This is a genomic window from Saccharopolyspora sp. NPDC002376 (genome assembly GCF_053593195.1).
Genome location: NZ_JBSFBZ010000038.1, coordinates 29,148 through 43,868, shown reverse-complemented (window position 1 = coordinate 43,868; position 14,721 = coordinate 29,148). Strand labels below are relative to the sequence as shown.

9 protein-coding genes are annotated in these 14,721 nt (G+C 69.7%); 4 read left to right on the top strand and 5 right to left on the bottom strand.

Annotated features, from left to right (window positions below):
- Positions 1–131: 131 nt before the first annotated feature.
- Positions 132–4,067, top strand: a complete 3,936-nt coding sequence (gene eccCa, locus ACWCO2_RS23690) for a type VII secretion protein EccCa (RefSeq protein WP_450129944.1) — start codon at positions 132–134, stop codon at positions 4,065–4,067.
- A 56-nt stretch (positions 4,068–4,123) separates the two neighbouring features.
- Here the strand turns inward: eccCa and ACWCO2_RS23685 are convergent, their stop codons facing one another.
- Positions 4,124–4,654: an RICIN domain-containing protein gene (locus tag ACWCO2_RS23685; protein ID WP_450129943.1), complete on the bottom strand. Its 531-nt coding sequence runs from the start codon at positions 4,652–4,654 to the stop codon at positions 4,124–4,126.
- A gap of 314 nt (positions 4,655–4,968) precedes the next feature.
- Between ACWCO2_RS23685 and ACWCO2_RS23680 the strand changes: the two genes are divergently transcribed.
- Positions 4,969–5,691: a response regulator transcription factor gene (locus tag ACWCO2_RS23680; RefSeq protein WP_450129942.1), complete on the top strand. Its 723-nt coding sequence runs from the start codon at positions 4,969–4,971 to the stop codon at positions 5,689–5,691.
- 431 nt (positions 5,692–6,122) lie between these two features.
- Here the strand turns inward: ACWCO2_RS23680 and ACWCO2_RS23675 are convergent, their stop codons facing one another.
- A complete protein-coding gene (locus tag ACWCO2_RS23675; RefSeq protein ID WP_450129941.1) occupies positions 6,123–6,923 on the bottom strand; it encodes a sensor histidine kinase in 801 nt (266 codons plus the stop codon).
- Between the two features lie 227 nt (positions 6,924–7,150).
- Between ACWCO2_RS23675 and ACWCO2_RS23670 the strand changes: the two genes are divergently transcribed.
- A complete protein-coding gene (locus tag ACWCO2_RS23670) occupies positions 7,151–10,360 on the top strand; it encodes a right-handed parallel beta-helix repeat-containing protein (RefSeq protein ID WP_450129940.1) in 3,210 nt (1,069 codons plus the stop codon).
- Positions 10,361–10,635: 275 nt separating this feature from the next.
- Complete coding sequence (locus ACWCO2_RS23665) at positions 10,636–11,769, top strand: S8 family serine peptidase (RefSeq protein ID WP_450129939.1); 1,134 nt, start codon at positions 10,636–10,638, stop codon at positions 11,767–11,769.
- Between the two features lie 11 nt (positions 11,770–11,780).
- Here the strand turns inward: ACWCO2_RS23665 and fabI are convergent, their stop codons facing one another.
- From fabI to fabF, 3 genes are all read right to left on the bottom strand, one after another.
- Positions 11,781–12,548: an enoyl-ACP reductase FabI gene (gene fabI, locus ACWCO2_RS23660; protein ID WP_450129938.1), complete on the bottom strand. Its 768-nt coding sequence runs from the start codon at positions 12,546–12,548 to the stop codon at positions 11,781–11,783.
- Between the two features lie 194 nt (positions 12,549–12,742).
- A complete protein-coding gene (fabG, locus tag ACWCO2_RS23655; RefSeq protein WP_450129937.1) occupies positions 12,743–13,441 on the bottom strand; it encodes a 3-oxoacyl-ACP reductase FabG in 699 nt (232 codons plus the stop codon).
- A 3-nt stretch (positions 13,442–13,444) separates the two neighbouring features.
- Positions 13,445–14,707: a beta-ketoacyl-ACP synthase II gene (fabF, locus tag ACWCO2_RS23650; RefSeq protein ID WP_450129936.1), complete on the bottom strand. Its 1,263-nt coding sequence runs from the start codon at positions 14,705–14,707 to the stop codon at positions 13,445–13,447.
- Positions 14,708–14,721 lie beyond the last annotated feature (14 nt).

Sequence of the window (14,721 nt, the reverse complement as noted above, 5' to 3'; positions counted from 1 at the left end):
GCCGTCCTGGGCAAAACCCTAGGACGAATTCCGGTAATGGTGGTGTCGCCGATTTACGTGACCTGAAAATCCCCACCGTCCAGTGGAATTCTGCGTTGGTCACAGTTTTCCCCAGCGGGAAGGGAATCCGCGTGAGCGTCACGCTGTTCCGCCGTCCTGAACGGCAACCGGGGCCGCCGATGCCGTCCGGCGAGCTGACCCTCCAGGAACCTCCGGAGCTGCCCGAAACGCAGAGCGGCTTCTCCGGGATGATCACCTACATGCCGATGGCGCTCAGCTCGTTGGCGATGGTGATGATCTTCCTCCGCCCCGGGATGGGCGGTAGCGGTAGCACGATCATGTACTTCGCGATGGGCATGATGGTCATGGCCGCGCTCGGCATGCTCGCCGCGAACTTCCTGCGCACCGCCGCCGAGCGCAAGCGCCAGATCAACGGCGCCCGCCGCGACTACCTGCGCTACCTCGCCCAAGCCCGACGCCAGGTGCGCAAAACGGTGGTGGCCCAGCGCAAGGCGCAGACCTGGCGGCACCCGGACCCGAACGCGATCTGGTCGCTGGTGCGCACCTCCCGGTTGTGGGAGGTCCGCCCGGAGCACCCGGACTTCGGCGAGGTCCGCATCGCCGTCGGCGACCAGCAGCTCGGCACCCGGATCGGGCAGCTCAACACCAAGCCGGTGGAGGACCTCGAACCGCTGTCCGCGCACGCGCTGCGCCGCTTCATCCGCGCCTACGCCACGGTCGCCGACCAGCCGGTCCCGCTCTACCTGCGGGCCTACGCGCGGATCCTGATGCGCGGCGACGTCGAAGCGTCCCGCGCCATGGTCCGCTCGATGATCGCCCAGCTCGTCGTGCTGCACGCGCCGCAGGACCTGCGCATCGTGATCCTCGGCCGGGAGCTGGACCAGTGGCAGTGGACGAAGTGGCTGCCGCACTGCCTGCACCCGACCGACACCGACGGCGCCGGACCGGTCCGGCTGATCGTCGAAACCCCCGGTGAGCTGGAAGGACTGCTCGGCGAGGAGCTGGCCGGGCGCCCGTTTTTCGACCGCGACGCGGTGCCCACCCGCGACGAACCGCACGTCGTGGTGGTGCTCGACGGCGCGCAGCCCGCGCCCGGCAGCCGGATGGCCACCAACGGCTACCGCAACGCCACGGTGATCGACCTCAGCGACTCCCTGGACTGGCAGAGCGACCCCCGGACCCTGCTCATGCGCGTCACCCCCGACCGCGCTGAGCTGGCGCGGATCGGGCGCGCCGGCAAGGAGAGCACCTCCCCGATCGGCCAGCCGGATGCGCTCAGCCTCCTCCGCGCCGAGTCCCTCGCCCGCCTGCTCTCCCCCTACCGGCTGGCCATCTCCACCGACACCACCGAGCCGCTGGCCACCGACTTCGAGCTGACCACGCTGCTCAACATCAGCGACCTGCGCGGCTTCGACGTACCCAAGCTGCAGGCGCAGCGGGCCGCCGGCGCCGCCCGGCTGCGGGTGCCGATCGGCGTCGCCGGCGACGGCACCCCCATCGAGCTGGACATCAAGGAGTCCGCGCAGGGCGGGCAAGGGCCGCACGGCATGCTCATCGGCGCCACCGGTTCCGGCAAGTCCGAGCTGCTGCGGACCCTGGTGCTCGCGCTGGCGCTGACGCACTCCTCGGAGACGCTGAACTTCGTGCTGGTCGACTTCAAGGGCGGCGCGACGTTCCTCGGCCTGGACGAGCTTCCGCACACCTCGGCGGTCATCACCAACCTCGCCGACGAGGCGTCGCTGGTGGACCGGATGAAGGACGCCCTGCACGGCGAGCTGGTCCGCCGCCAGGAGCTGCTGCGCAAGGCCGGCAACTTCACCTCGGCCACCGAGTACGAGAAGGCCCGCGCCGAAGGTGCGGACCTGGGCCCGCTGCCGACCTTGTTCGTGGTCGTCGACGAGTTCAGCGAGCTGCTGGCCGCGCACCGCGACTTCATGGACCTGTTCGTGATGATCGGCCGCCTCGGCCGAAGCCTCTCGGTGCACCTGCTGCTGGCCTCGCAGCGCCTCGACGAGGGCCGCATGCACCAGCTCGAATCGCACCTGTCGTACCGGATCGGCCTGCGCACCTTCTCGGCGATGGAAAGCCGCGGTGTGCTCGGCGTTCCGGACGCCCACCAGCTTCCATCGCAGCCCGGCGCCGGGTACCTCAAGACCGATGTGGACACTCTGACCCGGTTCAAGGCGGCCTACGTCTCCGGCACCTACCGGCACGCGCGCCGCGAGATCCGGCAGTCCGTGGTGGCCCGTCAGATCGTCCCGTACACCACCTCCTTCGTCCCGTCGCGCGAACTGCCGATGCCCGAGGAACCCGTTGCGCAGCAAGACGAAACGGGCGAATCGCTGCTGGAGGTCGCGGTGCAGCGGCTGGGCGAGTCCGGGCCGCCCGCGCACCGGGTGTGGTTGCCGCCGCTGGAGGTCTCGCCGACGCTGGAGCAGATGCTGCCGTCGCTGGAGATCGACCAGGCACGCGGTCTGACCACAGTGGACGCCGAGCGGAACCTGCGCGTCCAGCTCGGCGTGATCGACCGGCCCTTCGATCAGCTGCACGAGCCGCTGATGGCGGACCTGTCCGGATCGGGCGGGCACGTGCTCATCGCGGGCGGTCCGCAGAGCGGCAAGAGCACCCTGCTGGCCACCCTGATCACCGGCCTGGCGCTCACCCACACCCCGCGCGAAGTGCAGTTCTACGGCCTGGACTTCGGCGGCGGCATGCTCTCCTCGCTGGCCGGTCTGCCGCACGTCGGCGGCGTCACCGGACGTCTCGACAGCGAGCGGATGCTGCGCACGATCAACCAGGTCAACGCGCTGATGGAGGAGCGCGAGCAGCGGTTCGCCGAGCTCGGCGTGGACTCGATGGCCACCTACCGGCGGCGCCGCGCGGCCGGTGAGTTCGCCGACGAGCCCTACGGCGACGTGTTCCTGGTGGTGGACGGCTGGACCACCATCCGCCAGGACTTCATGGACCTGGTGCCGATGTTCACCCTGCTGGCCACCCGCGGCCTGAACTACGGCATCCACCTGATCATCGCCGCGGGCCGCGCCGGCGAGGTCAGCAACGGCATCCGCGACCAGCTCGGCACCCGCCTCGAGCTGCGGCTGGGCGACCCGGTCGAATCCACCATCAACATGCGCGCCGCCGCCACGGTGCCGAAGATCCCCGGTCGCGGTCTGACCGAGGACCAGGCTCACTTCCTCGCCGGGCTGCCGCGACTGGACGGCGAGGGCAGCACGTCCGAGGGCACGCAGGAGCTGATCGGCACCATCTCCTCGGCCTGGCCCGGTCCGGCCGCACCGCCGGTGAAGATGCTGCCGGTCGTCCTCGACGTCACCGAGCTGCCGGCCCCCACCGGCCAGCTGCGGGTGCCGCTGGGACTGTCCGGTGAGGACGTCGAGCCGCTGTGGCACGACTTCACCGAGCACCCGCACCTGCTCATCGCCGGTGACGACGCGACCGGCAAGACGAACCTGGTGCAGCACATCGCCCGCGCGATCACCAGCCAGTACACGCCCGAGCAGGCGCGGATCACCTTCGTGGACTTCCGCCGCGAGCTGTTCGACGCGGTGCCGGAGGAGTACCGGCTCGGCTACGCGGTCTCCAAGGACATCGTGCGCGACGCGGTGGCGGGTTCGTCGCGGGCGATGCGGGAACGCGTGCCCGGCCCGGAGATCAGCCCGGCGCAGCTCAGCCAGCGCGACTGGTGGACCGGCCCGGAGCTTTTCCTCATCGTCGACGACTACGACATGGTCAGCACCGACCAGAGCGACAACCCGTTCGTCCCACTGCTGGACTGCCTCGCGCAGGGCCACGAGATCGGCCTGCACGTGATCATCTCCCGCAGCGCCAACGGCCTGTCCCGCTCGCTCTACGACCCGCTGCTCCGGCGGCTCCAGGAGGTCAACACCCCTGCGGTCCTGCTGTCCTGCCCGCCGACGGAAGGCGCCGCCTTCCACGACGTCCGCCCGAAGAAGCTCCCGACCGGCCGCGCGCAGTACATCACCCGGCGCAAGACCGTCCTGCTCCAGACCCCGCTGCTCAAGGACTGATTCACGGTCCGGCCCCCGTCGCTTGCGCTGCGACGGGGGCCGGACGTTTTCAAGTGTCAGAGCGTGTCCGCGACCTTGATGTAGCCGCGCTGGACGACCCACTGCTGGTTCTTGTTGCCGTCGTTGCACCGCCAGATGTGCACGCCGTCGCCTTTCTCCCGGGTCCTACCGGTGTCCAGGCACATCTCCTGGGCCTTGCCCACCGTGTCGGCGAGCACGATCTGCGAGTTGCGGACGATCCACTTCTGGTTGGTGTTGGTGTCACCGCACTCCCAGATGTGCACGCCGTCACCGTTGGTCCGGGTCTTGCCGGCGTCCAGGCACCGCTCCTGCCGCCACGTGCCGATCGTGTCCTCGACCTTGATCTGCCCGCCGGAGATCACGAACCGCTGGTTGGGGTTGTCGCCGCACTCCCAGATCGTCGTCTTGTCGCCCTTGTCCCGGGTATTGCCGACGTCCAGGCACATCGCCTTGGTGCCCTGCGGCGCCGGAGCCGCCGTCGCGGCCGGCAGTCCCAGGCCGAGGGCGAGCGCGAGTGCCGTACCGGTGATGGCGCCGAGGCGTCGGGTGGTGAAGAACGAAGACATGTTCACTTCCTCAATCATCGGAGTGACAATGTGGACACCGCGCCGAATCGGACAGTCGGTGCGAAACGAATCCTGATCGCGTCAGCAGGTGACCGGCAGCTGAGATCAGCGATCTCCCTCCTCCCGGGTTACCAATGACCACCCGTCCGAAGAAAAAAGGGCGAATTGTGTAACGCTCTTGCAGACACCGCTTCGGCGGTGAGAGCTCAAACCAGCGCCGTGGCCCGGGAAATCGGTTCGGCCACCTGCCCGGCCCTGGTTCAGACCGTGGAACAGATAGGCTCGACCTCGGTCGGGTTGAGCGGAGGCGTGCGGTGGACATCGGGTCCGGTGCGGTGCGACGGCACCGGGTGCTCGTGGTCGAGGACGATCCGATGATGGCCGAGGTCATCGCCAGCTACCTCAACCACGCGGGAATGCTGGTCGCGGTGGCTGCCGACGGCGTGATGGCCCTGGACGGCTTCCAGGCGTTCAACCCGGACCTGGTGATCCTGGACCGGATGCTCCCCCGCCTCGACGGCACCCACGTCTGCCGCAAGCTCCGCGAGCAGAGCACGGTCCCGATCATCCTGGTCACGGCCCTGGGCGAGCAGGACGACCGCATCCACGGGCTGGAACTCGGCGCCGACGACTACGTCACCAAGCCCTTCAGCCCGCGCGAGCTGGTCCTCCGCGCTCAGGCCCTGCTCCGCCGCACCGCAGGCCAGTCGGTTCAACCGCAGCAGCCCGCGCCGCAAACCCGTCAGGTCGGAGACCTGGTCCTGGACCTGATGACCCGCCAGGTCACCAAGGCGGGCACACCGCTGCGCTTCACCGGCCGCGAACGGGACCTCCTGGACTTCTTCTTCGACCACCCCGGCGAAACCTTCCGCAAGGACGAGCTGATGCAGCGCGTCTGGCAGTGGAAGGTGGGCGACTCGTCGATGATCAGCGTCTACGTCCGCCGCCTCCGAGAGAAGATCGAAACCGACCCGGCCAACCCGACGATCCTCAACACGATCTGGGGAGTCGGCTACCGCTTCGGCCCAACAACATGAGGCCCCCACAAAAGCCCAAGTGCACCGAAGCCGGGAGTAACACCACGGCCGGCACCAGCAACCGAGAAGCCCTCCCCCGCATCAGCCGGGGAGGGCTTCTCGTTTTTCGAGGTGGTGGCGGGCGCGGCATGTGGCTGGGGAATCTCATGCCGCACCGACCCGGATCGGTGGGGTCGTGAGTGCGTAGACCGGTTGGAGCCGGTTTTTGCACTCACGACCGCTTACAGCGCAGGTGGTGGCGACCGATGGGGTGGTCGTCGGGGTCGAAGTCGGGGAACTGGGGTTGTGGTAGTTCAGCTGGTGGTTCTGGGGATATCACGCGGTTTTCGGGAAGGATCGGGATGGGGCTGTGCTGGCCTTCCCGCGATGCCAGTGGGTGGCGTTCGTCTCGGGATTGCGGGATCGTCGCTGGTAGTTGGGCCTGTCCGGGGTCAGGTGAGGCCGGCGGGGAGACGAGTGGTGAAGCGGCAGCCGTCGGTGACCTGGTCGACTCGGACGTTTCCGCCGTGGGCGCGGATCAGGCCGCGGGTGACCGCCAAGCCGCTGTCCGCCGGTTCCGCCGCCGCGTCGAGGCCCGCTGCTCCGCCGCAGCCGTCGACGACGATCACCTCGATCTCGTCGCCCGAGACCATCGCCGTCACCGTCACCGGCTCGCCGGGCACGGTGTGCCGAACGGCGTGCATCACCAGGTTCGCCAACGCCCGCGTCAGCACCGCGATGTCGACCCGCACCGGATCCGTCGCGCTGTCCAGGCCGACGCCGTGCAGCCGCACCCCGCGCTCCAACGCGACCGGAAGTGCCGCTGCCAAAGCGGAATCCAGCAGATCAGCCAGCCGAGTCGGGGTCCGCTCGACGCTGTCAACCTGGAGCCGGGCCAGCTCGAAGAGATCCCCGGTCACGCGGTTCAACCGCTGCGCCCCGCCGATCAACCCGTCCAGGTAGCGCTGCGGTTCCTGCGCCACACCGTCCTGCAAGGCCTCGGCAGCGGCGCGGATTCCAGCCAGCGGGGTGCGCATTTCGTGGGAGATGGCGATGATCAGCTCGCGTTGCGCGCGCCGCGCGTCGGCGCGCTCCTGCTCGGCTTCGATCAGCGCGTTGCTGGTCGCGGTGAGCTCCTGGCGCAGCCAGCGCAGTTCGGCGCCGGGGTGGCGGCGAGTCCAGCGGCCCAGCAGCCAGCCGGTCGCGCTGGACGCCAAGCATGCCGCGACCAGCCCGCTGCTCACCCTGGCCACGTTCGGTCACCTCTGTTGCGTTCACCCTCGGGCGGCCACGCTGCCCCTACCGATCAGTACCTCCATTCAACCTCCCGTTAACCGCGCACCGGGAGTCCCATGAATAGGGGTCCGCGCGCGACGTTGTTGGGACTAACACCGCCCGAGCTCGCCAGGCAGGCTGGGGAACACCGTTTCTACGCAAAGCGGATCCGGGTGCGCCCGGGCCCGCGACTGGAGGAGTATCTGTGGCGCGGCCTGTGCTTTCCGTTCGAGCGGAGGGATCCGACGGTCACCGGACCATTGCGGCTGCGTTGGAGCAGGCCCGCCCCGGGTCGGTCATCTCGGTGCACCCCGGCCGCTACCAGGAGAACCTGGTGATCACCAAGGTGGTCACCATCATCGCCGCCGAGGGTTCGCGCACCGTCGAGCTGTCCCCGGTGCGCGGCAGCGCGGTGCGCGTGGTGTCCGAAGCGGTGCAGCTCAGCGGGCTGGTGCTGCGCGGTCGCGACCCGGAACTGCCCACTGTGGACGTTCCACGCGGGCAGGCGGCGATGGACGACTGCGAGGTCACCGGCTCGGCCTGGACCGCCGTGCTGGCCCGCGAATCCGGTTCGCTGGCGATGCGCGACTGCCGGGTCACCAACTCCGCGGGCGCCGGGATCGTCGACACCTCCGAAGCGGGCAGCGTCGTCGAGGACTGCGTGGTCGAGCACCTGGGCAGCTCGGCGATCGTGATCAGCGATCGCGCGGCGCCGATGATCCGCCGCTGCGTGCTGCGCGACAGCCGGGGCAACGGGGTCTGCGCGAACGCCGAATCCCGCGGCACCGTCGAAGACTGCCAGATCTCCCGCACCGACAAGCCCGCGATCGCGCTGGAAGCCAACAGCAGCACCACGATTCGCGGCACCTCCGTCAAGGACGTGGCGATCGGCGCCTACATCAACAGCCAGGGCCGACCGACCCTGAAGGACTGCTCGTTCACCGCCACCCGCGAGCACGGCCTGGTGGTGCTGGGCGGCAGCGAGCCGGTGGTGACCGGTTGCCGCGTCGGGCGCACCAAGGCCAACGGCCTGCTGATCACCGACAAGGCCAAGGGCAGCTACGAGGAACTGCGGATCTTCGGCACCCGCAAGGCCGCCATCGAGGTCGGCGAGCTGGCCGGGCCGGTCTTCCGCGACACCTCGGTGCGCGACTGCGCGGAGGACGGCGTGGTGCTCACCGACGAGTCGGTCGCGGAGTTCGAGCGGCTCGAGGTCAACGACGTCGAGGGCACCGGGATCATCGTGCGCGCCGGGGCGAACCCGATGCTGCGCCGGATCACCGTGCAGGACGTCCGCGGCGACGGCATCGCGGTGTTCGGCGGCGGGCACGGCCGCCTGGAGGACGTCGAGATCGGCGAGGTCGCGCGCACCGGCCTGCGCATCGGCGAGGACGCCGACCCGTCCGTGGAGCGCGCGGTGATCCGAGCAGCGACCGGCGTGGCCGTCGAGAAGGGCGGCACCGGGATGCTGCGGGAGTGCGAGGTCCGCGACTGCACCGGTGACGGCATCACCATCGCCGACCACGCGGACCTGACCGTGCTGCGCAGCAAGGTCGTCAAGAACGACGGGCACGGCGTACTGGTGAGCAACGGCGGCCGCGCCACCCTGGAGGACTGCGAGCTGGTCGACAACACCCGCGACGGCGTCCGGGTGGAGACCGCCGAGCCCGTCGCGGTCACCAACTGCACCGCCACCGGCAACGGCGGATCCGGGGTGCACACGCCGAACAGCTCCGGCGGCGACCGGCTGGAGATCGAGAACCTGGACAGCCGGGACAACGCCGGAACCAGCGACGCGGAAGCCGGACCGCTGGCCGAACTCGACGCACTGGTCGGCCTGGACGGGGTGAAGCAGCAGGTCACGACGCTGGTGAACCTAACCGAGATGGCCAAGCGGCGAGAGGCCGCCGGGCTGCCGGCGCTGCCGATGAGCCGCCACCTGATCTTCGCCGGACCGCCCGGCACCGGTAAGACCACCATCGCCCGTCTCTACGGCGAGATCCTCGCCTCGCTCGGTGCGCTGCGCAGCGGTCACCTGGTGGAGGTGGCCCGCGCCGACCTGGTCGCGCAGATCGTCGGCGGCACCGCGATCAAGACCACCGAGGCGTTCACCAAGGCCCTCGGCGGCGTGCTGTTCATCGACGAGGCCTACACGCTGAACGCGCAGGGCGGCGGCGGGCCCGACTTCGGCCGCGAAGCGGTGGACACGCTGGTCAAGCTGATGGAGGACCACCGCGACGACGTGGTGGTCATCGCCGCCGGGTACTCCGAGCAGATGGACGGGTTCCTGGCCTCCAACCCCGGCCTGGCCTCCCGCTTCAACCGCACCGTCGAGTTCGAGAACTACTCGGTGCCCGAGCTGGTCACCATCGTCGAGCGGATGTGCCAGGCGCACAGCTACGAACTCGGCGACGGCACCCACGAGGCGCTGGAGCGCTACTTCGGGCGGCTGCACCGCGGCGCCGACTTCGGCAACGGTCGTGCGGCCCGCAAGCTGTTCGAGGAGATGATCGACCGGCAGGCGGTCCGGCTGGCCGGATTGCCCGAGGTGGACCAGGACGAGCTGTCCCGGATGCTGCCCGCAGACGTCGGCGCCGACCCCGAAGCCGCCGAGCCGGACAAGCCGACGGCGCTGAGCCAGTTGCGCGAGATGATCGGCATCTCGTCGGTGAAGTCGGCGGTCGAAGACCTGGTCAACCTGCTGGCGGCCAACCAGCGTCGCGCCGAAGCGGGGCTGCCGACCCCGAAGATCAGCCACCACCTGGTGTTCGCCGGACCGCCCGGCACCGGCAAGACGACCGTGGCCCGGCTCTACGGCGAAGTGCTGGCCGACCTGGAGGTGCTGCCGACCGGCCAGCTCGTCGAGGTCAGCCGCGCTGACCTGGTCGGCAAGTACATCGGCCACACCGCGCAGCTCACCCGCGATGCGTTCGAGCGGGCGCGCGGCGGCGTGCTGTTCATCGACGAGGCGTACGCGCTGACTTCCGCTGGTGGCAACGACTTCGGCCGCGAAGCCATCGACACGCTGGTGAAGCTGATGGAGGACCACCGCGACGAGGTCGTGGTGATCGTGGCGGGCTACTCGGCGGAGATGCAGGACTTCCTGGCCACCAACCCGGGTCTGGGCTCGCGCTTCTCACGCCACGTCGAGTTCGCCGACTACACCGCGGCGGAGCTGACCGATATCTTCGACCGCAATGCCCGCACCAACGGCTACGAATGCGGCGAAGACGTCCTGGCGGCCCTGCACCGCCACTTCGAGGAAATGCCGCGCGACCGCAATTTCGGCAACGCCCGCTACGCCCGCCAACTCCTCGAAACCACCATGACCCGCCAAGCCGGCCGCCTCAGCGCCCTCGCTACCCCAACCCTGTCCGACCTCCGGGGCATCCTCCCCGAAGATCTCCCCGTCTGAGGGATCAACGTCACCCGGGGCTGTGTCAATTTCGCGAGAAATTGGCACCACCCCGGGTGACGCCGCACCTCGGGCTCCGTCCGGGAGCTCCCAACTTTAGGGAAATTTGGGAGCCGTCACGACGCACTCGGGTGTGTTTGGATTCCAACTTTAGGGAAATTTGGGAGTCTCTCGGCACGGGACACCAGCGGCAGCGGTGGCATCCCTGTTTTCGGGACATGTCCGGGGTGATCGCGGTCGCTTAGCTTCAGGAGGTGCGAAATGGCGCCCTTTTGTTGACCACTCTAGTTGCCGCGTCGGCACTTTCGGCTCCGGCGGCGTTCGCCGCGCCGGAGCTTCCGGCGATCCCGCAGACGCTCTCCTCCTACGGCGGATGCCGCACTGCGTCCACAGTGGATACCACTGAGAAGCCGTGGGCTCAGGCGCAGCTCCAACCGGAACGCGCCTGGCAGCACGGGAACGGCACCGGCGTCACCGTGGCCGTCGTCGGCAGCGGAGTCGATGCGACGTCCCCGGCCCTGGCTGGTCGCGTGGACGGAGCTGGGCCGGACTGCGTCGGTTACGGCACGTTCGTCGCGGGCATCATCGCCGCCGCGCCGCACGCGGGCGGGGGTTTCGCCGGAGTCGCACCGGGCGCGCGGATCCTGGCCGTCAAGGCCACCGACCAGCAGGGCAACGCCACCGCCGATGTCCTGGCCAACGGCATCCGCACAGCGCTGGCCGGTGGCGCGCGCGTCATCTCGGTAGCCGCGGCAGCCACCGAGCCCAGCGACGCGCTGGCCGCCGCGGTGCGCGACGCCGCAGCCGCTGGTGCGCTGGTCGTTGCCCCGGCGTCGACCGGCGACAACGACAAAGCCGTCCAGGCGTTCCCCGCCGCCTACCCCGAAGCCCTGTCGGTCGCCGCGACCGCACCGAACGGCGCCCCCGTCCGATCCGCCCAGCCCCAGATCAAAGTGGACCTGGCAGCTCCCGGGGCAGCCATGACCGGCATCGGCCCCGGAGGCAACGGCCTGTTCATCTCCAGCGGAGACGCCGTAGCCGCCGCCCAGGTCTCCGGCACCGCAGCCCTAGCCCTCTCCTACCGCCCGCACCTGACCACCGAAGACCTCGCCCGCCGCCTGCGCGACACCGCCTACCCACCACCGGGCGGCGCCCCGCACCCGCTCCTGGGCAGCGGAGTCGTAGACCCGGCAACAGCGGTCACCGCGGAACTTCCGACGGTGGAAGGAAAACCACCCGCCACCCCGGAAGCGGTCCACATGCCACCGCCGACCGACCCCACCCCGGACCGCACCGCAGCACTCCTGGCAACCGCAGCAGCGGTCGTGATCGGCACGGCCGCAGCGCTGGCGGTCGTCATCCCGCGCGGCCGTCGGCGCTCCTGGCGAGCGGCCGACGAGCGTTGCTGATCGGAACAGCCTCACACGCCCATGGCGTGGAAACCGCCGTCGGCCTGCACCATCGACCCGGTGGTCTTCGGCAGCCAGTCGGACAGCAGCGCGCAGATCGTGCGGCCCACCGGTTCCGGGTCGTTGGTGTCCCAGCCCAGCGGTGCGCGTTCCTGCCAGCTCTCCTCGAGGGTGTCCGGACCGCCGATGGAGCGGGCGGCCACCGTGCGCAGCGGTCCGGCCGCGACCAGGTTGACCCGGATCCCGTCGGGGCCGAGTTCTCGGGCCAGGTAGCGCGTGGTGGATTCCAGCGCCGCCTTCGCCACGCCCATCCAGTTGTAGCCCGGCCAGGCCACGCGGGCGTCGAAGTCCACGCCGACGATCGAGCTGCCCGGCCGCAGCAGCGGGCGGCACGCGACCGCCAGCGACTTCAGCGAGTACGCCGAAACCTCCACCGCGGTCGCCACGTCCTGCCACGGCGCGTCCAGGAAGTCCTCGCCCAGGCAGGATCCCGGCGCGAAGGCGATCGAGTGCAGCACCCCGTCGAGCCGGTCGACGTGCTCGCGCAGCTGCGGTTCGAGCCCGTCGAGCATGCCCTGGTCGGTGACATCGAGTTCGATCACCGGCGGCGGCTCGGGCAGCCGGTTCGCGATGCGGCGGACCAGGCTGAGCCGGCCGTATCCGGTCAGCACCACCTTCGCACCCTGCTGCTGGGCGACCTTCGCCGCGTGGAAGGCGATCGAGGACTCCGTGAGGACTCCGGTGATCAGAATCTGCTTGCCCGCGAGCAAACCAGGCACGCGCTGCTCCTCATCTACAGGTTCATCTCGGTTTTCGGGTGACCACCCGTCATCCCGGCTGATGCATCGGCCCAGCAGGGTGCCGGTGCCGTGGTGCAGAACCGCAGTTTCAATTGGAACTGCGGTCCACGGGGTGGGACGGAGCCCAGTTTTCCAGGGGAGCTGTTGGGGCACAGTTCCCTTGAAACTGCGGATCAGTGGCCCATGCCGGCGCCGCCATCGACTGGGATGAGGGCGCCGGTGATGTAGGCGGCTTCGTCCGATGCCAGCCAGCGGATGACGGAGGCGACCTCGGCCGGGTCGCCGGGGCGGCCCAGCGGGATCCCGTCCAGGATCTGCTGTTTGCGCACGTCGGGCAGGGCGTCGGTCATGTCGGTGGTGATCAGGCCCGGTGCCACCACGTTGGCCGTGATGCCGCGCGAACCGAGTTCGCGGGCCAGGGAACGCGCCATGCCGAGCAGCCCGGCCTTGCTGGCGGCGTAGTTGGCCTGGCCTGCCTCGCCGCGGAAGCCGACCACCGAGGACACGAACACCAGCCGTCCACGCCGCTGGCGCAACATGGTGCGCGCGCCGCGCTTGGCCACCCGGTAGGCGCCGGTCAGGTTGGTGTCGATGACCCTGGTGAACTGCGCTTCGTCCATCCGCAGCAGGAGCTGGTCGTCGGTGATGCCGGCGTTGGCCACCACCGTGGTGATCGGACCGAGCTCCGCCTCCGCCTGGTCGAACGCGGCGTCGACCTGCTCGGAATCCGTCACGTCGCAGCGCACGCCGAACAACCCGCTGGGGGCATCCGAACCGCGGTGCGTCACCGCGACCGACTTACCCGCCGCCTGGAACTCCCGCGCGATCGCCAGGCCGATTCCCCGGTTCCCACCGGTCACGAGCACTGCCACGGCTCAGCCTTCCCAAGCGCCGAGCACGATCACCGCGTTGTGCCCACCGAAGCCGAACGAGTTGCTCATCACCACTCGCACGTCGTGGTTCTGCGGTTCGTGCGGCACGAAGTTGATGTCGTCGGCCAGCGGCTGGTGGCAGTTGATCGTCGGCGGGACGATGCCGGTACGGATGGTCTGCACCGAGGTGATGGCCTCCACCGCGCCGGCCGCGCCGATCATGTGCCCGGTCATCGACTTGATCGAGCAGATCGGGATCTCGTTGACGCGCTCGCCGAGCACCTCGCGCAGCGAGGCGACTTCGGACGCGTCGTTGAGCTTCGTGCTGGTGCCGTGGGCGTTGACGTGGTCGACCTGCCCCGGCTCGATGCCCGCATCGGCGAGCGCGGCCCGCATCGCCCGCTTGGCGCCGAGGCCCTCGGGCTGCGGAGCCGTCCAGTGGTAGGCGTCGGACGAGCAGCCGTAGCCGAGCACCTCGGCCAGGATGGTGGCACCGCGCTGCTGGGCGTGCTCGGCTTCTTCCAGCACCAGCACACCGGCACCGGCGCTCATCACGAAGCCATCCCGGTCCTCGTCGAACGGGCGGGACGCTTCCTCGGGCGCGTCGACGCGGCGGGACAGCGCCCGTGCGTTGCCGCTGCCGGCGAGGTCGACCCGGGTGACGCAGTTGTCCGCGCCACCGACGATGGCGGCATCGGTCACGCCGAACTGGATCCAGCGCGCTGCTTCACCCAGCGCGTCCGTACCGGTCGCGCACGCGCTGCTGATCGCCCGGCTCGGGCCACGCGCGCCGAGCGCCAGGCTGATCTCGCCGGCGGCGCTGTCGATCGCACCCGTGATCGGGGCGAACGGGCTGATCGCCCGCGGCCCCTTCTGCCGGATCGTCACCGAGAAACCGTCGATCGAGTTGACCGCGCCGTAACCGCTGCCGATCAGCACGCCGACCTGGTCGGCGTTGTCCTCGCCGATCTCCAGCTTCGACATCTGGTGCGCCTGCATCGCCGCCGCCATGGCGTACTGGGCGTAGCTGTCCATTCGCCGGGCGATGTTGCGCGGCATGTAAACGGAGGGGTCGAAGTCCTTGATCTGCCCGGCGATCGAGGTGGGCAGGTCGGAGACGTCGAACGTGCTGATCTCGGCCACCCCGCTGCGGCCGGCCAGGAACGCCTCCCAGGTCGCGTCGAAGGTCAGCCCGACCGGGGTGACCGCACCGACTCCGGTGACCACCACGCGACGACGCAGTTGTCGGATCTTCTCGGAAACCATCGGTTGCTCCTCGT